Raw genomic sequence first — 19,568 nt, 5'->3', positions numbered from 1 at the left:
GCCTTTTTGGCCTATGCTATAGGTCGTTATCTCTTTTTTATCTTGATCGTTCAACGCGGGAGCGGCACGTGGCAGTTTACGGCGGTATTCAGGCACATGAAGTGGAGCGTTGGCTAAATGCCCTCACCAACGCCGCCTACGACCGACGCTGCCCGCTCTCTAAAGTGCACGGGGGAAACGCCCGTGCCCGCACTGCGCGTCAAGATTTGCTGCACTTGGCCAGCGCGTTTCGCGGCGGGGACTGCCCTCGCGAAACGGTGGCCGATGGCCTGAGCCGCTGGTGCCAGCACTATCTTACTGAAGCCGAATGGTATGTGTTGGTAGGGGGGAAAGCGCCTGTTGCCAAGACGGTAGCATCGCCCAGTGCGGTTAAGTTGCCTGCCTCTGAGACCAGCGACAATGCGCCTGACTCCGAACCGTCGGCCCTCGACGTTCTTTATCAGCATCGGGTGGGTTAACCCACAGCGATCAGCACTGTTACAATGGATGCATGCACAGTGCTCCTGCCGCTCCGGCCACCGCCTCGTTAGATGACCCTTTCTATTATCTAGTGAATTTTCGCTACGTCGTCGCGTGGGTGCAGTCTCGTCATAGCGATCTGCTGAACGCAGAGGAACGCGATCTGCTTCAGCAATGGCAGGCGCTGCCCCAGCCGTCTCAAGCGCTGTTGGTGCGTATGGTCATGCGCAAAGGCGAGCTGTTTCGTACTGATAAATTAAGCTATGCCGAGATTGGCGATACTGCGCAGGCGTTAGCGCCGCTGCTGGCGTTGGGCTGGGTGGACGACGCGCCGCTGTTAAACGTGGATGAGCTATGTCGGCTGTTGCGCCTTAGCGAGCTGCGCCTTGCCTTGAACAGCCAGCTGCGGACATTAAACCTGCCCCCCAACGCCACAAAGACGGCACTTCAGGCGGCGGTCACGCCGGTGCTTACCGATTTACACCCCCTGCGGCAGTGGTGGCCAACGGCCACGACGAGCATCGTGCGCCTTAACATCATGGCGCTCTGCGACCGCCTGCGGCTGATGTTCTTTGGCAACTTACGCCAGGATTGGGCCGAGTTTGTGCTCACCGAGCTAGGCTTGCAGCGTTTTGAGCAGGTGCCGCTTACCGCCGCGTCACGGGCCTTTCAGCACCGAGATGAGGTGGATACCTACCTAACACTGCACCACCTGCGCGAACGCCTGGAAAACGGTGAGCTTCCTCAACGGCTGGCGGCAGATGTGCCCGCGGCCTCCGACAACCGCTGGCTAGCTGCACGCCGCTCGCGGCTGCTGCTTACTCTCGGGCAAGCGGCAGAGCGCAGCGGTGAAGCAGAGCAAGCGCTTTTGCTGTACGCCGAATCGGCCAATAGCGAGGCACGCATTCGCAGGCTGCGGGTGTTAGAGCGGTTAGGCCGTTACCACGAGGCTTATGAACTTGCCCAGACCGCGCAAGGGCAGGCGGGAGAGAGCGAAACCCAAGCGCTTGGGCGCTTGTTGCCGCGCTTGGCGCGCAAGCTGAACCAGCCTGCACCCCAGGCCGTGAAAGCCGCCGATGCCCCGACCTACGTGCTCGAACTCCCTGGCCCGCAGTCGGTAGAGCGTGCCGTTGCCGAACACTTATCCACCGCCAGTGCTCCGGTGTTCTATGTGGAAAACAGCCTGATCACCGGGCTGTTTGGCCTGTTGCTCTGGCCGGCGATTTTTAAACCGCTGCCAGGGGCGTTTTTTCACCCGTTCCACAGTGGGCCTGCGGATTTATACCGCGAGGACTTTGTTCGCCAGCGCCAAGCAGACATCGACGCCTGTTTGGCGCAGTTAGACGACGGGCGCTACCGCGAGACGATAAGAGCCACGTGGGAGGCCAAGCAGGGGATTACCTCACCGTTTGTGCATTGGGGTATGTTGAGTGAGCCGCTGTTATCGACGGCGCTCACGTGCCTGCCTGCCGCGCATTTACGTGCTTGCTTTACCCGCTTGCTGAAGGATCTTAAGCGTAACCGGGCGGGCCTGCCGGATCTTATTCAGCTAATGCCCGATGCGCCCGCCGGGGAGCCTCGCTACCGCATGATCGAAGTGAAAGGCCCAGGCGACCGCCTGCAAGATAACCAGCGCCGCTGGATTGATTTCTTCTGCCGCCACGAGATGCCGGTGGAGGTATGCCACGTGCGCTGGCTGCCTACTCTATGAGCCACTACCGGGTCGCGGTGCGTACGTTGTGCGATTTCACTGCACGCCAAGGCGACCTCGACCACCGTTTTACTCCCGCTCCCAGTGCCCAAGAGGGCATTGAAGGCCACGCGCTGGTAGCCAAACGGCGGGAAAACATAGCGGGCTACTTAGCTGAACTGCCGCTCTCCGGCGAATATCAGGGGCTAAGGGTGACGGGCCGCGCCGATGGCTTCGATGTGGCGGCCAACTGTGTCGAAGAGGTCAAGACCCATCGCAGCAGCCTAACGCGCATGGCAGATAACCAGCGGGCGCTGCACTGGGCCCAGGTGAAGGTATACGGTGCGCTGCTCTGCGCCGAGCGTGGCCTTGCACGCATCACGCTGGCGCTGGTGTACTTGGATATTGCCAGCGGCCAGGAAACACGACTGACGCTGGATGCCAGTGCCGAGGAGCTAGCGGCGTTTTTTGCTGACCAGTGCCAACGCTTTTTAGCCTGGGCCGAGCAGGAGGCTGCCCACCGCCAGCGCCGCGATGAATGGCTCGCCACGCTGACCTTTCCCCACGTGGATTTTCGCCCAGGCCAGCGAGCGTTGGCCGAGGATGTATTTAAAGCCGCCAGCACCGGGCGCTGCCTGCTGGCTCAAGCACCTACCGGCATTGGCAAAACCCTGGGCACGCTGTTTCCCATGCTCTCTGCGATGCCCCGCCAGCGCCTCGACCGCCTTGCTTTTCTCACCATGAAAACCCCTGGCCGCCGCTTAGCGTTAGATGCGCTGGCAAGCTTAGACGCCCCCGCGCAGCCGCTGCGGGTGCTGGAGCTGGTGGCCCGTGATAAAGCCTGCGAGTACCCCGGTAACGCCTGCCAGGGCGATACTTGCCCTCTGGCAAAAGGGTTTTACGACCGCCTACCCGCTGCCCGCCAAGCGGCGGTGGAACAAGGCTGGCTAGCGCGCGATGCGCTGCGCGAGGTGGCGCTGGCGCATCAGGTCTGCCCTTACTACTTAGGCCAGGAGCTGGCCCGCTGGGCCGATGTGGCGGTGGGGGATGTGAACCACTGGTTTGATAGCCACGCGCTGCTGCATGGGCTTGCCCAGGCCAACGACTCGCGGGTGGGGCTGTTGGTGGATGAGGCGCATAACTTGGTAGAGCGTGCCCGCGGCATGTACAGCGCCGCGCTCTCCCAGCAGCGCTTGAGCTACCTGCGCCGCCACTCCCCGCCCGCCTTAGCCAAGCCGCTGGCGAGACTGGGCAGGCAGTGGCAGGCGCTCAACAAAGAGGCAGCCGCCCAAGCGCCGGAGCGGCGTTACCACTTGCTGGAAGCGTTGCCCACCAAGCTGGTGAGTGCCCTGCACACCCTGGCCGGGGCGATCACCGATTACTTAGTCGAGCATCCCGAAGGGGCGAGCCAAGCGCTGCAAGAGCTGCTGTTTGAAGCGCTGGCGTTCTGCCGTTTAGCGGAATCGTTTGGCGACCATTCCCTGTGCGATCTGGAGAGTCAGGGCAAAGGGAGTGCGGTGCTCGGGCTGCGCAATGTGATCCCCGCGGACTTTCTCGCCCCGCGTTTTAAGCGTGCCCACTGCACGGTGCTGTTTTCCGCCACGCTGTCGCCTTTCCATTACTACCGTGATTTGCTTGGCCTGCCCGAACAGAGCGTATGGCGCGAGGTGGATTCGCCCTTTGTCGCCCGCCAGCTAGAGGTGCAGCTACGTACGGATATTTCCACGCGCTATCACCATCGTGTTGCGTCGGTAACGCCCATCGTCGCTACGCTGGCAGAGCAGTATCGGCGCACGCCGGGCCACTATTTAGCCTTTTTCAGCAGCTTTGCTTACCTAGAACAGGTGATGCGGGCGTTTGAGCAGGCGCACCCTGAGGTTACGGTGTTTGCGCAAACACGCAGTATGCAGGAAGCCGAGCGCGAGGCGTTTTTAGCGCGCTTTACGCCCGGCGGTAAAGGCATCGGTTTTGCCGTGTTGGGCGGTGCCTTTGCGGAGGGCATTGACCTTCCCGGTGAGCGGTTAATCGGTGCCTTTGTGGCCACATTGGGTTTGCCACCCTTTAACGATTTCAATGAAGCGCTAAAAGCGCGCTTGCAAACACGCTTTGGCCAGGGCGATGACTACACCTACCGCATCCCCGGTATGATCAAAGTCGTCCAGGCCGCAGGCAGGGTGATCCGTAGCCCCCAGGATGAAGGGGTTGTGGTATTAATGGATGATCGTTTTGCCCAAGCCCGAGTGCGCGCCCAGCTGCCGCGCTGGTGGCAGCTGGGCTGATCCATCACTGCTGATTCATTACTGCTAGGACCTCTACCCACGCTATGGCTGATTTACTGTGGTATCAGTACGCTCTGATTGGGCTGATCTTTGCCTGGAGCGGCTTTGTTCGCACGAGTTTAGGCTTTGGCGGCGCGGTGTTAGCGCTCCCATTTCTGCTGCTCGTGGTCAATGAGCCGCTGGTCTTCCTACCCATTATTGCCATCCACTTGCTGATATTTTCCAGTTGGATTGCCTGGAACGGCCATCGCCAGTTACAGCAGGCGGGCAGCGGCGCGGCGGTGCAGAGCAATATCGATTGGCGCTATTTAGGCAAAGCGCTCAAGATCATGATGGTGCCCAAATTGATAGGCGTGGTGGGTCTGCTCACTCTGCCCGCCAATGTCATGACCAGCATTATCTTCGGCATTGTGATCATCTATGCCATTGGCTATGTGTTGAATAAACCGTTTAGAAGCAACAACAAATACGTGGATTACGTGTTGCTTGGGTTGGGGGGCTATGTGAGTGGCACGTCGCTGATTGGGGCACCGCTGATTGTGGCGGTGTTCGCTACTCACGTCGCGAAAGAGCAGCTGCGCGACACCATGTTTGTGCTGTGGTTTATTCTGGTAGTGATCAAGATGGTGTCGTTTGTGATCGCAGGCGTTGACCTACAGCTGATCCACCAGCTCTGGCTTTTGCCCTGCGCCTTTATCGGCCACTTGCTTGGCGAAAAGGCCCACCGCTACCTGCTCAATGCTGATACGGGGCTGTTTTTTCGCGTATTGGGCGCAGTGCTGATTGTGGTCAGTGTGGTGGGGCTGATTCACCCGCCGGGTTAACCTGCACACAAACAAAAACGGCCACCTGCTCTGAGAGCTAAGTGGCCGTTTTCATTGAATTCTTGGTCGGAATAGCAGGATTCGAACCTACGACCTCTGCCTCCCGAAGGCAGCGCTCTACCAAGCTGAGCTATATTCCGAAAGTTGCTGAGGCGTGCTCAACAACGGGACGAATCATACGCAGGCGAAGGGCTTTTTTCAAGCCTCTTTTTCACGCCCTCGCTTTGTGCAACGTGAAGGGCGTTGGCGATTAGGCTTGGCGATCAACGGCTAAGCGGGCAAGTTGGGCCATGCTGTCGCGATAAGGGCTGGGGGGCAGGGCATCTAGCTCAGCCAGTGCTTTGTCCGCCATCTCTTCTGCCCGTGCGCGGGTGTACGCAAGGGCGCCGGTGTCATGAATAATCGCCAGTACATCGTCTAGCTGCTCAAGACCGCCTTTACGAATCACCTGACGAATCAGCTTGGCCTGCTCAGGAGTGCCACGCTCCATGGCGTGAATGAGCGGTAGCGTGGGCTTGCCTTCGGCCAAGTCGTCGCCAACGTTTTTGCCCATTGCCTCGGCGTCGCCTTGGTAGTCCAGCAGGTCGTCGATCAGTTGGAAAGCCAGGCCCAGGTAGCGGCCATAATGCTGCAAGGCGCGCTCCTGCTCTGGCGTAGCCTCGGCCAACACCGCACCGCTGTGGGAAGCGGCTTCAAACAGCATCGCGGTTTTGCCCTGGATGGTCTCAAAGTAGTCCGCTTCGGAAATGCCGGGGTTGCCAATGTTCGTCAACTGCAGTACTTCGCCTTCCGCAATCACGCAGGTCGCGCCAGAGAGGATCGCCATGATGCGCATGGAGCCCACGTTCACCATCATCTGGAACGAGCGCGAGTAGAGAAAATCACCCACCAGTACCGAAGGTGCATTGCCCCAGGCGTCGTTGGCGGTTTTTTTGCCCCGGCGCATATGCGACTCATCCACCACATCGTCGTGGAGCAGAGTGGAGGTGTGCATAAACTCAATCAGCGTGGCGAGGGTAATGTGTTTGTCGCCTTCATAGCCCAGTGAGCGGGCCGCCAGCAGCACCAGTAGCGGGCGTAGGCGTTTACCGCCGCTTTCAATAATGTACTGGCCAATGGTTTCCACCAGCGGCACTTTGGAATTGAGTTGCTCAACAATGGTGCGATTGACGGCATCAAAATCATCGGCCACCACGGCGTGCAGCGGTGAAGGCGTTGGGCTGGCAGGCGGGGTTGGGGAGACGTTGGCTGTCATGGGTTCCGTTCATCGCGGCAGGTAAGAGAGTGGGGGTCATGCTATGGGGCTGCCTGTAAGGCGTCAAGGTATAGCCGTGCCAGGTAAATGTCAGGATGATTGACAAGCCCCCGTGGCCTTGTGGTAAGTGTCGATAGTCGTTATAATCCGCGACCCACTCATCATGCTCCCTGTCAGATGGTTGCCAAAAGAGGCGCCACTCGCAGCAGGTCGATAAGAGCGGAAGGCGATGAGCGTTGGTTACGCGGGGCGTAACTGGCATTAACGACAAGTCCGGAGAGCGACATGTACGCAGTTATCAAAAGCGGTGGCAAACAGTACCGCGTTCAGGAAGGTCAGACCCTCAAGCTCGAGAAAATCGAAGTCGCCACCGGCGAAACGATTGAGTTTGATGAAGTGCTGCTGGTTGCAGACGGCGACGACGTTAACATTGGCGCACCTTTCATCAGCGGTGCCAAAGTTTCCGCCGAGATCGTTTCCCACGGCCGTGGCGATAAAGTAACGATCATCAAGTTCCGCCGCCGGAAGCACCACATGAAGCGTCAGGGCCACCGTCAGTGGTTCACTGAAGTCAAAATTACCGGAATTTCTGCGTAAGCAGCCAATTCCCTTTAGGAGGATTTTGCAATGGCACATAAAAAGGCAGCCGGCTCCACGCGTAACGGCCGTGATTCCGAATCCAAACGCCTTGGTGTAAAACTCTTCGGTGGCCAAGCGGCAACTGCGGGTAACATCATCGTTCGTCAGCGCGGCACTCGTTTCCACGCGGGCACGGGCGTTGGCTTAGGTCGTGATCACACGCTGTTCGCTCTGAACGACGGCTTCGTGAAGTTCGAGACCAAAGGTCCGAACAACCGTAAATTCGTTAGCATCGTTTCTGCCTAAGCAACCTCGGTTGCTTTGTGTAAGTTGATTTGTGTGGCTTACGCAGTGCGAAGATGACGAAAGAAAAGCCCCGCCATGGCGGGGCTTTTTTGTCTTTTCGATCCCTTTTGCCCGCATAAGGCGGGTGGGGATAGTGTAGTGAGGGCGGCGGAAGCGGCCGGGAGAATCCAATGCAGTTCGTCGATGAAGCCTCGATTATTGTTGAGGCAGGTAAAGGCGGCAATGGCTGTCTGAGCTTTCGCCGCGAGAAATATGTGCCCAAAGGTGGCCCCGATGGTGGCGATGGCGGCCACGGTGGCAGCGTTTATCTGATTGGTGATGATTCGCTCAACACCTTGATTGATTTTAAATTTCAGCGGTTCTACAAAGCTGAAAATGGGCAAGGCGGCATGGGCCGTCAGATGAGTGGTAAAGCCGGGGAAGACCTGCACGTAAAAGTGCCGGTGGGCACCACGGTGATTGATGAAGACACCCTTGAGGTGATTGCCGACGTGACCGAAATTGGTCAGGTCGTGCTGGTAGCAGAAGGCGGCCGCCGTGGATTGGGGAATATTCACTTTAAATCCTCTACCAACCGTGCACCGCGCCGCACCACGCCGGGCACCGAAGGCGACCGTCGTAACCTGCGCCTGGAAATGAAAGTGATGGCAGACGTGGGCCTGCTCGGCATGCCCAACGCCGGTAAGTCGACGCTGATTCGTTCGGTCTCTGCGGCCAAGCCCAAAGTAGCCAACTACCCGTTCACCACCCTGGTGCCAAACCTGGGCGTGGTGAAGCTGGGGATGCACGAGCACTTTGTAATGGCCGATGTACCTGGGTTGATTGAAGGTGCCTCTGACGGCGCTGGCCTGGGGCTGCGCTTCTTGAAGCACCTGACCCGCACGCGTCTGCTGTTCCACGTGGTCGATGTGGCGCCGTTTGATGAGTCCGATCCGGTGGAAGCCGCGCAGGCGATTATTCACGAGCTGGGCCAGTTCTCTCCGGCGCTGTCTGAGCGACCTCGTTGGCTGGTGCTGAACAAGTTCGACCTGCTGCCAGAAGAGGAGCGTGAGGCGCGCGCCCAGGCGATCATTGATGCGCTGAACTGGGATGGCCCCGTGTTCCGTATTTCAGCGATCAGCAGTGAAGGCACCGACAAGCTGGTGCAAGCCGCCTACCGCTGGCTCACCGAGCAGCAGCGCTTGGAAAACGAAGACGAAGAGGCCCATGCCCGCGAGCAGGAGATGCGTCGCCGCATGGAAGAGGAGTCGGTGGCCCGTACCGAAGCCCGCCTTGGCCGTCGTCGTAAGCGCGATGATGAAGAAGACGATGACGATTTCGACGACGATGATTACGATGTCGAAGTGGAGTACGCCCCGTAAGCAGAAGGCGTTCTGGGAACGATCAATCGCGTGAGCGCAATGGTGTGGGAGAGTCGCGACGTGGAAAGCAACGAGCAGTTGCCGGGCCGTGAGGCGCTGAGTAGCGCCCGCCGGGTGGTGGTCAAAATTGGCAGCGCGCTGCTCACTAATGATGGTCGCGGTCTGGATGAAGCGGCCATTGGTGGCTGGGTGGATCAAATTGCCGCCCTGCATCAGCAGGGTAAAGAGGTGGTGCTGGTCTCCTCTGGTGCGGTGGCCGCCGGCATGGTGCGTTTGGGCTGGCAGGCGCGCCCGAGCGCCGTGCACGAGCTTCAGGCGGCGGCTGCCGTGGGTCAAAATGGCCTGACTCAGTGCTACGAGCAGCACTTTGCGCGCCACGGCATGCTCACCGCGCAGATTCTGCTCACCCACGACGACCTCTCTAACCGCAAGCGCTACCTGAACGCGCTCTCGGCGCTGCGCACGCTGGTTGAGATGCGCGTGGTGCCGGTGATCAACGAAAACGATACCGTCGTCACCGACGAGATCCGCTTTGGCGATAACGACACCCTCGGCGCGCTTGTGGCGAACCTGCTGGAAGCCGATGCGCTGGTGCTGCTCACCGACCAAGAAGGCCTGTTCGACGCTGACCCCCGCCACAACCCTGACGCCACGCTGATCGCTGAAGGGCGTGCCGACGACCCGCGCTTGGCCGCCGTGGCAGGCAGCGGTGGGGCGCTGGGCCGGGGCGGTATGAGCACTAAGGTACGCGCTGCCCAGCTCGCGGCGCGTTCCGGCGCGGTGACCGTGATTGCCAGCGGCCGCCAGCCGGAGGTGATTACTCGGGTGATGAACGGTGAAGCACTCGGCACGCTGCTGCGCCCTGACCAAGCCCCCATGGCGGCGCGCAAGCGCTGGCTGGCAGGCCAGCTTCAGGTGCGCGGCACCCTGGTGCTGGATGCGGGCGCGGTCAACGTGCTGCGCGGCAAAGGCTCCAGCCTGCTGGCGGTGGGCGTTCGTGACGTGCAGGGCAGTTTCAAGCGCGGCGACATGGTGCTGTGTGTCGATGAGCAGGGCACTCGCGTGGCCAAGGGCTTGGTCAACTACGGGGCCGACGAGGCGCGCCAGCTAGCGGGCCAGCCAAGCCATCAAATCGAAGCCATCCTCGGCTACGTGGAAGCCCACGAGCTGATTCATCGCGATAATCTCGTGGTGGTATAAGGCGGGTGGATTAACCACGCCGTTTAGGCGGTAGCGGTACCTGGCGCGGCCAGTCGTTGGGTACCACCATCAGCCGCGTGAGCGGTCTCTCCTGGCAACTCTCTTCCCGGCAGCTCTCTTCTCCCTTCGGGTCGTACAGCATTACTTGCTGCGGCCCGTAGCGGTTTACCTGTTCCATTACGTCCGCCATCTGTTCATCAGCGCGGCCAAACGCGTCGAGCGTTGGCGGCGCTAACCAATGGGGCTTTGCTAGCCAAGCGACCTGTAGCGCCGAACTGTAGCGTTCGGCCACGCGGGGCCAGGCGTGTTGATGACACCACCACCCACGCCGATGCTCGGCCGTTGCGCCGGCAGGGGGTGGCAAGTTGGCCTGCCATGGATAAAACAGCACGCCGGGCATGGCGAGCTGTTGGGTCAAGTGGTCACTTAGTGCAGCCGTTTCGCCGACATCCCTTGGCGCTAGCCAATGAGTGATATTGGCCAGCGCTCCCGGAGTACGGGAGAGCGGCAACTGGTGATGGAGCAGATGGCTGCATTTCAACGCCAAGCTATCCAAACCGCCAGGGCCAATCCAGCGGCTTTGGCTGGTGGCTTCTCCTGGCCCTTCCGGTAGGCCCAGATAAAATTTAATCGCGACTTCTAAGTGCACAGGCGCAGGGTTTTTGCGCGTACGGTAGAGCATATCCAGCTCGCCTAGCGTGATGCGGCGCTGATGAATGCGTAGGTTGTTAGCCAGCAGGCGAGTGTTAGGCGCGTTATCCAATAGCAGTTGCCACAGCCGTTCGTGGTAATGGCCCATGCGTGTGGCCAGCTTGCCATTAAGCGCTTCTACCTGTGGCAATAGGGTGTTGATCCAAGCCCAAGGTCTCTCCGCAAGACCCAGCGTTGAGGGGGGCGGGCGGCCAGGATAGTGGCCAAGGGAGACTAAATCGGGCGTTTCTAAGAGCCACGCTATATCGCGCAGCACCGCGTTGTGAATCCCATCGCTGACACCTTCGGCGGAGGTCGTCAAAAGTCTCTCCTATCAACCGGCTTGATATACGACTGATATAGCCGCTTGCTGCTACGCTAAACACATTATCGCGCGATGCCAATAAAATCCCTTAGATACCGCAAAGGAGTGTTGCATGGGCAGTACGAAGTCGAAAAAGCACAAAACGAAAGCCAAAAAATCCTCGGCCAAAACGTCCCCCACGAATGCGCCTCAGCAGCTAACGCCAGAGACAGGGGCGGCGCTGTTTGAGGATGCTCGCTCGCGCCTGGAAGAGGTGTTTAAAGCGCTGGATATTCACCCCGATGCCCAGGCGCGATTGATGCAGCCAAGCCTCTCGCTACAGGTGAGCGTTCCGGTACGCATGGACGATGGCAGCCTGAAGGCATTTCCCGCGTGGCGGGTGCAGTACGACACCAGTCTCGGCCCGGCTAAGGGCGGTGTGCGCTTTCACCCTGATGTGAATCAGCATGAAGTGACCACCTTAAGCTTTTGGATGGCGGTGAAGTGTGCCGTGGTGGGGTTGCCCTATGGCGGCGGCAAAGGTGGCGTGCAGGTGGATGCCAAGGCGCTCTCTTCGTTAGAGCGTGAGCGCTTGGCGCGGGGCTATATTCGTGCGATTGCCGACATCATGGGCCCTGACCGAGATATTCCTGCCCCCGATGTCAACACCGATGCCACCGTGATGGGCTGGATGATTGATGAGTACGAACATATTCTGCGTGCCCAGGCACCGGCTGCCATTACTGGTAAGCCGCTGTCGCTTGGCGGCTCACCGGGGCGTGTAGAAGCGACCGGGCGTGGCGCACTGACCGTGTTGGATCTGTGGGCAGAGCGTGAAGAACGCCAGCCGGAAGATACCACGCTGGCGGTGCAGGGGTTCGGCAATGCGGCCTACCATTTTGCTCGCTTGGCTAGCCAACGCGGCTATCGAGTCGTGGCGATCTCGGATTCCAGCGGAGCCATTTATAACGCCGATGGCATAGATGTAGACGCTGCTAAAAAGGATAAAACCCAACAAGGCAAGCTTGCAAAAAGTCAGCAAGGCAAGGCGCTATCCGGCGATGATTTGCTCGCGTTAGAGGTCGATGTGCTGGTTCTGGCTGCGTTGGAAAACCAGCTGCACCGCGACAACGTGGGGAATGTAAAAGCGGGGGCCGTGCTTGAAATTGCCAATGGGCCACTCACCAGCGATGCGGATTCGGCGCTGGAGAAGCGCGGCGTTCCGGTGTTGCCTGACGTAGTGGCGAACACAGGCGGTGTCATTGTGAGCTATTTCGAGTGGCTGCAAAACCGCGCAGGAGAGACGTGGAAAGAAGAAGAGGTGCATCAGCGCTTGGATGCACGGTTAGGCGAAGAGGCCAAACGGGTGCTGCAGCGCGCTGAAAAAGATCAGGTCACCTACCGCCAAGCGGCTTATCGTCAAGGCATCGAGCGTATCGCAGAGGCCATTATGGCTCGGGGCAACTGCCAAGACTGCCGTTAGTGCCCGTTCGGTCGTGGCTAGAGGATAGAGAGTAGAAGATAGAGGATAGGCAGAAACAAGCAGCGGGCCCGAAGGCCCGCTGCACTGCTCAAAGAGATAAGATTGAGAGATAGCGCTGCGATTAATCGCGATCAATCTGGGTAACTTCGAACGAACCCTGACGCAGGCTCAGTTCTAGATCGCGGCCGTTCTGTTCCCGGCCTTCGATATCAATGATGCCGCTCTTATCGATATCGATTTCCTCAAACTCAACCATGCCTTCTGCTTGGGCTGCATTGATGGCTTGGCGAACATCTTCTTCGCTCATCCCCCAAGCACCCGTAATTAAGCGCTTACGCTCTTCTTTCAGCGTATCCCCGCCATCCAGGGAGAATTCAACATCGGCGTACCACTCGTCGTCCAGCCAGCCTTCTACTTCAATACGGCCACGGCTTTTTACTTTAATTTCTTCGTAATGGGTAAAACCATAATCGGCAGAACTCGTCAGAATATCATCCATCCGATCCATTGGCTGGGTATCTGCCTGAGCGTTACCCGCCGCGACGGCGAGCAGAAGAGCAGAGGTCGGGATCAGCAGCATTTTTTTCATAGCGTTCATTTTAAATTCCTTCTTTGCTTAGTGAATGCATTGCCGGGTGATTTCTAACAAAGGTCAGTCAGCAAATGCGACAGGGTATTTATATCACCGGGGTTCTTTCCTAAACCTGACAAAGCTGTTCATCTAACGTTCATGTTGCCTTTGGCATCCTAGCGATATGAAAAATACGTCTCTTCTCTCCATTAAGCAGCGATCTTGGCAACGGCTTCCCTATAAGGGCGGGCTGGTGCTGGCGTTGGTGCTGATGTTAATAGGTAGCGCGATCGGTGACCAACACTGGGAAGCGCTGCACAGTGAAGTGCGGCGAGGCGATGTGGTTCCTCTGGACACCATTCTTGACTGGCTAGAAGCCCACTATATTGGCGAGGTGCTGGAAGTCGAAATTGATCGCGACGGTGGGCTTGTCGAATATGAAATTAAGCTGCTAGGCCCCCAGGGGCAGGTGGTAGAGTTTGAATTCGACGGCCACAGCGGTCAGCTCATGCAAATAGAGGGCGTGCGCATTCGTGACATGCAGCGTTAATGCGCCTTATCTACGTTTCCCACCTCCATTGAGTTATTCATAAGGGTTCTTTGATGAAGTGTTTACTGGTAGAGGATGACCAGGCGCTTGCCCGTGAGCTGAGCCAGGCGCTGCAAGATGGCGATTGGATTGTAGAGCGGGCAGAGAACGGTCAAGAAGCAGACTTTTTAGTGCGCACGGAAGCCTACGATACGGTCATTTTGGATATTGGTTTACCCGATGGTGACGGCACGCGCTGGCTCTCCTCCTGGCGGGAAGACGGCATTGATCTGCCGGTACTGATCTTAACCGCTCGTGAACGCTGGGCCGATAAAGCCGCTGGGTTTACCGCCGGTGCCGACGATTACGTGACGAAACCCTTTGAGCCCGCTGAGGTGCTGTTTCGCCTGCGGGCCTTGGTGCGTCGCACCCATGGTCATGCGCACCCAGTATTGAAGGTGGGCGAGCTTAACCTGGACACCCATACCCAGCATGTCACGCTGGCGGGTCGGCCGGTCAGCTTAACGGCCCAGGAAACTCGGCTGCTGAGCTACCTCATGCATGCCGCTCCCCGTGTGGTCAGCCGCAGCGAGCTGTCTGAGCACGTCTATGACCGCGACCACGAGCCAGACTCCAACGTGATCGACGTTCAGGTTAGTCGGCTGCGCCGCAAGCTAGGAGCATGGCGCATCGCGACACTGCGCGGGCAGGGCTATCGCCTCTTAGCAGACGAGCCCAGCGACTCATGAGCGCAGACGTTGTCTCTTGGAGCCAGCGCTGGGCTAGCCGCTCCATTAACCTTCGCTTGCTCCTGGCGGTGCTGCTGATGGTACTGTTGGCACTGCCGGTTGCCGGTTGGCTGCTGGCGCATCACTACCGTACTTCAGCCGTGAACGCGTTCGATGAGCGTCTGGAAGCGACGTTAAACGTGGTCATTGCGGGGGTTACCTACGACCCGTTAACGCAACAGCTGAACTATGATCGGGCGTTAGGCGACCCACGCTTTGACCACGTTTATTCTGGCTGGTACTGGCAAATTACCGATGACGCGAACCACTCGATCACGTCGCGGTCGTTATGGGACCAACGTTTACCGGTATTAGAGAACGAACGATTAACGGCGCGTAACCTGCCTGGGCCGCGTGGCCAGCAGATGCGAGTGGTCGAGCGGGATATTTATCTGGCACCGTTAGAGGCACCGCTGCACGTGAGCGTGGCAGCGCGGGATGATGATTTGCGTGACGATATTCAGACGTTCCAGCAAATGCTAGGGCTTGGCCTATTGGGACTGGGAGCACTGCTGCTGAGCGTGTTAGCGCTGCAGGTGCGCTGGGGGCTCGCGCCGCTGCGGCGCATGAATGTCAATCTGCGTGATGTGGAACAGGGGCGGGTAGAGCAGCTGGATACCCGCTTGCCGAGCGAGTTGGCCACGTTGGCAACCTCCATGAATGCGGTGCTGGCCCGTGATCAACGGCTTATCGAACGAGGTCGGCATACGGCAGGGAATTTAGCCCACGCGCTCAAAACACCTATTAGTGTTATGCGCCTGTTAGCCAAACAGCTGCCTAGCGATAATCGTGCCACCTGGGAGGCCGAGCTATCGCGCATCGATAACGCTGTGCGCCACCATCTGGCACGGGCATCCGCTGCTGGCGAAGGGGTGCGTTTTGCCCCCGTTGTGCTGCAAGACACCCTGTCGCCGCTCATTACCGGGCTTGCACGTTTGGCGCAGCGGCGTCATATCGCCTTACGCCAAACGGTGGATAGCGGTGTGCGGGCGCACATGGATGGCCAGGACCTGCAGGAAATGGTCGGCAATTTGCTGGATAACGCCCTGCGTTGGGCAAAAAGCGATGTGCACATTCGTCTGCAGGCTCAAAACGAGACGCTGTTTTTGGTGGTGAGTGATGACGGCCCCGGCATGACGCCAAAAGAGTGCCAAGCCGCTGTTCAGCGTGGCAAACGACTGGATGAGCAACGCTCAGAAAGCGGCCTCGGGTTAGCTATCGTGACGGATCTTGTCACGCTTTATCATGGCCAGATGCGCTTACAGCGTGCTGAGTCTGGCGGTTTAGAGGTAGTCATTGAACTGCCTGTGGTCGCTACTTAAATCAACCTGCTAAGCAGCGATGCAACACACAGCACAGAGGGTGTGAAATGGCACAAAGCGCCACGACGTTACCGGACGTATTGGTTGGGCCCTTGCTGCGCCGGCTGTCACCGTCACGGTTGATCTTATGGCTGGTGGCGACCCGCCCCCTCGCCATGCAGCTGGTGCTGAACCCAGACCAAGAGGATCAGCAAACCCACGCGCTAGATAACGCCTATCAGTGTGTGGCAATTGGTCGGCATGCCTATATTTACGCGATTGACCTCAGCCTACCCATCGCGCTTCCCACCGACACACGCATTGCCTACGACCTGCAGGTAAAAAGCCCAGCAGGCGAGTGGCAGCGCCTGCCGGAGTGGGCACCATGGCTATGCCACGACGGCTACGCCTACCCTGGATTTGTGCTGGCTTCCCGCCACCACCGTTTGATGCACGGTTCCTGCCGTAAGCCCCACCACGATAGCGCCGATGGCTTAGTGCGTGCCGATAGCTGGCTAGCCGAGCGTCAAGCGTCGCCCACTGAGTGGCCCGCTTGGCTGCTGATGACCGGTGACCAAGTCTACGTCGATGATGTAGCAGGCCCTATGCTGCGGGCGGTGCATGCGCTTATTGCCCGGCTTGGACTGGTGGATGAGTGGTTGGAAGGGGCCACCGTCGACGATAGCCAAGCGCTGTATAACGCTCCAGAAAGCTATTACCACCGAGAAGCGCTGCTGCCGGATGTGACCAGTAATGCGGCGCTGCGCGAGCGTTTTTTCGGCGGGGTTAAGAAGCCTGTCTTTACCTCTGCGAACGCGCAAAACCACCTGATGACTCTGGCGGAAATGCTCGCCATGTACTGCTTGGTGTGGTCGCCCACGCCCTGGCAGGTGATTGCTTATGACGCCCCGGCGTTAGGCGAAAAAGAGGCCGAGGCCTACCGTAAAGAGCAGGCTGTGATCGAATCGTTTGTGGAGGGCCTGCCTCAGTGCGCGCGGCTGATGGCCCACGTGCCCAGCCTGATGATTTTTGATGATCATGATGTCACCGACGACTGGAACCTGACCGCCGATTGGGAGCGCTGTGCCTACGGCCACCCGTTTTCCAAGCGTATTATCGGTAACGCGCTGGTGGCGTATCTGCTTTGCCAGGGCTGGGGGAACGCTCCCGACAAGCTCAACCCGTTACTGCATCAAGCGATCACCCTGTTTGACGATGTCGGCCCGCTCAATCCCAATGCCCAGGACAGCTTTATCGAACGTTTGCTGCGCTTTCAGGGCTGGGAATTCCAAGTGCCCGGCACACCGGCACTGATTGTGCTGGATACCCGCACGCGCCGCTGGCGTAGCGAGCGCAGCCCCAACCGACCATCAGGGTTGATGGATTGGGAAGCGCTGATGGAGATGCAGCAGGCATTACTGGGTACCAAAAGCGCAGTGATTGTGTCGCCTGCGCCGATGTTTGGCGTCAAGTTAATAGAAGGCATTCAAAAGCTCTTTACCTTAGCGGGTAAGCCGCTGGTGGTTGATGCAGAAAACTGGATGGCGCACCGCGGCGCGGCTAATGTGCTGCTGCATATTTGGCGGCACTCCAAAACCCCCGGTAACTATGTGATCCTCTCAGGTGATGTTCACTACTCCTTTGCCTACGACATCGTCGTGCGCCGCCAGAAGCGAGCCCCCCAGCTATGGCAGGTCACCTCCAGCGGAGTGAAAAATACCTTTCCTAAGCAGCTGCTGAATACCTTTGACCGGCTGAACCGCTGGCTCTACGCGCCGCTGTCGCCGCTGAACTGGTTCACCAAGCGGCGCAAACTCAGCATCTACCCCCGCGACCCGGACCAAGCCAGTGCCGGAGAGCGGCTATGGAACGCCAGCGGCATTGGCTTGGTGAGCTTGGACGAGCAGGGCAGGCCGACAGATATTCGCCAGCTCGATGCCAGCGGAGGCGATGTGGTCTTTCCGCCGCCCAAGGTGCCTATCGACCCGTAGAGAACACTTGGCTGTCATACAAATGTCATCACAATGACGCACGCTTGCTGCCCTAGAACCTTCCTCATGGAGCGTTACAAATCATAGGGATAGTCGACGTTTGATAGGGCAGCAGGCATATGACCGCACAAGAAGCACAATGGCTAAATCAAATTATTGCGGCAGAAGAGCTGCATGTGCTGTTCCAGCCGATTGTGGACGCCAATCAGCAGGCCATTTACGGCTATGAAGCGCTGATTCGCGGGCCGAAAACGTCCCCGCTTCACTCACCGTTGCGGTTATTTGATGTGGCCACCCAGGCGGGGCTGCTGGTCGAGCTGGATTTGCTCTGTCGGCGGCTCGCCATTCGCCGCTTTGCCGAGCTTGAACTGCCAGGGCTGCTGTTTCTCAACGTGATGCCGCTGACCATCGTGGAGCGCGACTTCCGCGAAGGGCTAACGCTGAGCTTTATTCAAGAGAGCGGCCTGCCCCCTGAGCGTGTGGTGATTGAGCTCACTGAGCACGTGCCAATTCACGATTACGAACTGATGCGCCAAGCGGTCGACCATTACCGCGACATGGGCTTTCAGGTCGCGCTGGATGACTTGGGCGCTGGGCACTCTAGCCTGCGCCATTGGTCGGAGCTGCGCCCCGATTTCGTCAAACTAGATCGCCACTTTATTTCAGGCATTGATCAGGAGCCAGCCAAGCGGGAATTTCTGCGCTCGATCCTGGACGTCGCGCGTAGCCTGGACTGCCAACTGATTGCGGAAGGAGTGGAGACGGCTGCCGAGCATCTCTGCCTATGGGAGTTAGATCGCGGGCTGGCGCTGTTGCAGGGGTTTTACTTCGCCCGACCTAGCGTGCAGCCACCGATGCAGCTCAATACGCTGTTGCCTGCCACGACTCAGCTAAAAAGCCCGGCAGGGCGCACGGCGCACTCCATTTTGCGTCCGATAGAGGGTGTCTCCACGAACTACTCGGTACCTGCGCTGGCCGAACGCTTTCGCGAGGACCCTCGCCTGCGCTGCGTGGCAGTGATCGACGACGGGGTGCCCGTCGCCGTAGTACGGCGCAACGCGTTTCTCACCTTATTCACGAATCAGTACAGCCACGCGCTGTATGCGAAACGCTGTGCGCTGGAAATCGCGGATCCTAAAATGATCGTGGCGGACGCAGACTTGTCTCTAGAAGCGCTCAGCCAGCAGCTCACCGACAGCCGCGACACCGAGCAGGAAGATTTTGTGATTGTTGATAGCGCTGGGCGCTATCTCGGTTTGGGTAACATCGTGGATCTGCTGCGCGAAATTACGGCGATTCAGGTGCGCCAAGCCCGTCACGCCAACCCGCTCACTGGGCTGCCCGGTAATATTTTGATTAACGAAACCCTGGCCTCCTATTTATCTCAAGGCAGCGGGTTCGCGGCCGCCTACGTAGATTTAGACAACTTCAAAGCCTTTAACGATGCCTACGGCTACGCCCGCGGCGACCATGTGATTATTTCGTTATCGAGACTCTTACAGGCGCAGGTAGAGAGTGCCGGCGGCTTTATTGGTCATATTGGCGGCGACGATTTTATGATGCTGCTGCCTTTGGAGCACTGGGAAACGGTGTGCCAGCAAATTCTCCACTCTTTTGAAGTGATAGCCCCTGGGTTTTACGAAGAAGAGGATCGCAAGCTCGGGGGAATCACCATCGAGAGCCGTCAGGGAGGCATCACGTTTTTCCCGTTTGTCAGTGTCTCTATTGCGGTAAAACCGATTACCGATCCTGGCCAGTGCAAGGCGCTGGATATTGCCGCGCAGCTTTCCGAACTCAAGCATCAAGCCAAAAAAATCGCTGGCAACAGCCTGTTTGTCGAACGGCGTGGCTGCTGCGTGGGGGAGTGTCACTAGGCTGTCACCAAGCCGTCACCCAGGCGTCATGAGAGTGTCCCACCGCTGTCATATCGAGGCATCATGATAACGCCTAACGTTTCA

The 19,568-nt window shown here is 58.7% G+C and carries 17 protein-coding genes and 1 tRNA gene; 14 read left to right on the top strand and 4 right to left on the bottom strand.

The annotated features are described in order from the left end of the window. Nucleotides 1-68 precede the first annotated feature (68 nt). The 4 genes from IEW65_RS13585 to IEW65_RS13570 are packed head-to-tail and all read left to right on the top strand — an operon-like array spanning nucleotide 69 to nucleotide 5,252. Nucleotides 69-458, top strand: a complete 390-nt coding sequence (locus IEW65_RS13585) for a hypothetical protein (protein WP_188640014.1) — start codon at nucleotides 69-71, stop codon at nucleotides 456-458. 32 nt (nucleotides 459-490) lie between these two features. Beyond that, nucleotides 491-2,170, top strand: coding sequence for a VRR-NUC domain-containing protein (locus tag IEW65_RS13580; RefSeq protein WP_188640013.1), 1,680 nt, complete (start codon nucleotides 491-493; stop codon nucleotides 2,168-2,170). Next, nucleotides 2,167-4,428: an ATP-dependent DNA helicase gene (locus IEW65_RS13575; RefSeq protein WP_188640174.1), complete on the top strand. Its 2,262-nt coding sequence runs from the start codon at nucleotides 2,167-2,169 to the stop codon at nucleotides 4,426-4,428. The genes IEW65_RS13580 and IEW65_RS13575 overlap by 4 nt, the downstream gene beginning before the upstream one ends. Before the next feature lie 44 nt (nucleotides 4,429-4,472). Next, nucleotides 4,473-5,252 (top strand): sulfite exporter TauE/SafE family protein, encoded by a 780-nt coding sequence (locus tag IEW65_RS13570; protein WP_188640012.1) that lies wholly within the window; start codon nucleotides 4,473-4,475, stop codon nucleotides 5,250-5,252. 63 nt (nucleotides 5,253-5,315) lie between these two features. On the opposite strand, the gene IEW65_RS13565 is transcribed toward IEW65_RS13570, so the two are convergent. Beyond that, a tRNA-Pro gene (locus IEW65_RS13565) sits at nucleotides 5,316-5,392 on the bottom strand. Between the two features lie 110 nt (nucleotides 5,393-5,502). Next, complete coding sequence (gene ispB, locus IEW65_RS13560) at nucleotides 5,503-6,507, bottom strand: octaprenyl diphosphate synthase (protein WP_188640011.1); 1,005 nt, start codon at nucleotides 6,505-6,507, stop codon at nucleotides 5,503-5,505. A 285-nt stretch (nucleotides 6,508-6,792) separates the two neighbouring features. Between ispB and rplU the strand changes: the two genes are divergently transcribed. From rplU to proB, 4 genes are all read left to right on the top strand, one after another. After that, the gene (gene rplU, locus IEW65_RS13555) at nucleotides 6,793-7,104 is read left to right on the top strand and encodes a 50S ribosomal protein L21 (protein ID WP_016915863.1); all 312 of its coding nucleotides are present in this window, start codon (nucleotides 6,793-6,795) and stop codon (nucleotides 7,102-7,104) included. Nucleotides 7,105-7,134: 30 nt separating this feature from the next. Beyond that, nucleotides 7,135-7,392 (top strand): 50S ribosomal protein L27, encoded by a 258-nt coding sequence (rpmA, locus tag IEW65_RS13550; RefSeq protein WP_030071394.1) that lies wholly within the window; start codon nucleotides 7,135-7,137, stop codon nucleotides 7,390-7,392. Nucleotides 7,393-7,562: 170 nt separating this feature from the next. Next, nucleotides 7,563-8,753 (top strand): Obg family GTPase CgtA, encoded by a 1,191-nt coding sequence (gene cgtA / locus IEW65_RS13545; protein WP_089674895.1) that lies wholly within the window; start codon nucleotides 7,563-7,565, stop codon nucleotides 8,751-8,753. 39 nt (nucleotides 8,754-8,792) lie between these two features. Next, entirely contained in the window at nucleotides 8,793-9,953 is a 1,161-nt protein-coding gene (proB, locus tag IEW65_RS13540) for a glutamate 5-kinase (RefSeq protein WP_229755576.1), read from the top strand. Nucleotides 9,954-9,963: 10 nt separating this feature from the next. On the opposite strand, the gene IEW65_RS13535 is transcribed toward proB, so the two are convergent. Next, nucleotides 9,964-10,965 carry a DUF1853 family protein gene (locus IEW65_RS13535; RefSeq protein WP_188640010.1) on the bottom strand — a complete coding sequence of 334 codons (1,002 nt, stop codon included), beginning with the start codon at nucleotides 10,963-10,965 and terminating at the stop codon, nucleotides 9,964-9,966. A 115-nt stretch (nucleotides 10,966-11,080) separates the two neighbouring features. Between IEW65_RS13535 and IEW65_RS13530 the strand changes: the two genes are divergently transcribed. Continuing rightward, nucleotides 11,081-12,430 (top strand): Glu/Leu/Phe/Val family dehydrogenase, encoded by a 1,350-nt coding sequence (locus IEW65_RS13530; protein ID WP_188640009.1) that lies wholly within the window; start codon nucleotides 11,081-11,083, stop codon nucleotides 12,428-12,430. Between the two features lie 121 nt (nucleotides 12,431-12,551). Here the strand turns inward: IEW65_RS13530 and IEW65_RS13525 are convergent, their stop codons facing one another. Continuing rightward, entirely contained in the window at nucleotides 12,552-13,028 is a 477-nt protein-coding gene (locus IEW65_RS13525; protein ID WP_188640008.1) for a PepSY domain-containing protein, read from the bottom strand. Between the two features lie 157 nt (nucleotides 13,029-13,185). Between IEW65_RS13525 and IEW65_RS13520 the strand changes: the two genes are divergently transcribed. The 5 genes from IEW65_RS13520 (at nucleotide 13,186) to IEW65_RS13500 (ending at nucleotide 19,484) form a co-directional block, all read left to right on the top strand. After that, nucleotides 13,186-13,551 carry a PepSY domain-containing protein gene (locus IEW65_RS13520; RefSeq protein ID WP_422822617.1) on the top strand — a complete coding sequence of 122 codons (366 nt, stop codon included), beginning with the start codon at nucleotides 13,186-13,188 and terminating at the stop codon, nucleotides 13,549-13,551. A 53-nt stretch (nucleotides 13,552-13,604) separates the two neighbouring features. Next, nucleotides 13,605-14,279, top strand: a complete 675-nt coding sequence (locus IEW65_RS13515) for a winged helix-turn-helix domain-containing protein (protein ID WP_188640007.1) — start codon at nucleotides 13,605-13,607, stop codon at nucleotides 14,277-14,279. Then, nucleotides 14,276-15,640 carry a sensor histidine kinase gene (locus IEW65_RS13510; protein WP_188640006.1) on the top strand — a complete coding sequence of 455 codons (1,365 nt, stop codon included), beginning with the start codon at nucleotides 14,276-14,278 and terminating at the stop codon, nucleotides 15,638-15,640. The genes IEW65_RS13515 and IEW65_RS13510 overlap by 4 nt, the downstream gene beginning before the upstream one ends. 47 nt (nucleotides 15,641-15,687) lie before the next feature. After that, complete coding sequence (locus IEW65_RS13505; RefSeq protein ID WP_188640005.1) at nucleotides 15,688-17,610, top strand: metallophosphoesterase family protein; 1,923 nt, start codon at nucleotides 15,688-15,690, stop codon at nucleotides 17,608-17,610. A gap of 119 nt (nucleotides 17,611-17,729) precedes the next feature. Then, entirely contained in the window at nucleotides 17,730-19,484 is a 1,755-nt protein-coding gene (locus IEW65_RS13500; protein WP_188640004.1) for a bifunctional diguanylate cyclase/phosphodiesterase, read from the top strand. Nucleotides 19,485-19,568 lie beyond the last annotated feature (84 nt).

It is taken from the genome of Vreelandella lutescens, assembly GCF_014640815.1.
In the GTDB taxonomy this organism is placed as follows: Bacteria; Pseudomonadota; Gammaproteobacteria; order Pseudomonadales; family Halomonadaceae; genus Vreelandella; species Vreelandella lutescens.
This window is presented reverse-complemented; position numbering and strand designations above follow the sequence as displayed.

Coding starts and splice junctions, on each gene's coding strand:
- IEW65_RS13575 (WP_188640174.1), top strand. CDS start 2,167: ATGAGCCACTACCGGGTCGCGGTGCGTACGTTGTGCGATTTCACTGCA.
- IEW65_RS13580 (WP_188640013.1), top strand. CDS start 491: ATGCACAGTGCTCCTGCCGCTCCGGCCACCGCCTCGTTAGATGACCCT.
- rpmA (WP_030071394.1), top strand. CDS start 7,135: ATGGCACATAAAAAGGCAGCCGGCTCCACGCGTAACGGCCGTGATTCC.
- IEW65_RS13510 (WP_188640006.1), top strand. CDS start 14,276: ATGAGCGCAGACGTTGTCTCTTGGAGCCAGCGCTGGGCTAGCCGCTCC.
- IEW65_RS13570 (WP_188640012.1), top strand. CDS start 4,473: ATGGCTGATTTACTGTGGTATCAGTACGCTCTGATTGGGCTGATCTTT.
- IEW65_RS13525 (WP_188640008.1), bottom strand. CDS start 13,028: ATGAACGCTATGAAAAAAATGCTGCTGATCCCGACCTCTGCTCTTCTG.
- IEW65_RS13520 (WP_422822617.1), top strand. CDS start 13,186: ATGAAAAATACGTCTCTTCTCTCCATTAAGCAGCGATCTTGGCAACGG.
- cgtA (WP_089674895.1), top strand. CDS start 7,563: ATGCAGTTCGTCGATGAAGCCTCGATTATTGTTGAGGCAGGTAAAGGC.
- IEW65_RS13500 (WP_188640004.1), top strand. CDS start 17,730: ATGACCGCACAAGAAGCACAATGGCTAAATCAAATTATTGCGGCAGAA.
- IEW65_RS13505 (WP_188640005.1), top strand. CDS start 15,688: ATGGCACAAAGCGCCACGACGTTACCGGACGTATTGGTTGGGCCCTTG.
- IEW65_RS13515 (WP_188640007.1), top strand. CDS start 13,605: ATGAAGTGTTTACTGGTAGAGGATGACCAGGCGCTTGCCCGTGAGCTG.
- rplU (WP_016915863.1), top strand. CDS start 6,793: ATGTACGCAGTTATCAAAAGCGGTGGCAAACAGTACCGCGTTCAGGAA.
- ispB (WP_188640011.1), bottom strand. CDS start 6,507: ATGACAGCCAACGTCTCCCCAACCCCGCCTGCCAGCCCAACGCCTTCA.
- IEW65_RS13530 (WP_188640009.1), top strand. CDS start 11,081: ATGGGCAGTACGAAGTCGAAAAAGCACAAAACGAAAGCCAAAAAATCC.
- proB (WP_229755576.1), top strand. CDS start 8,793: ATGGTGTGGGAGAGTCGCGACGTGGAAAGCAACGAGCAGTTGCCGGGC.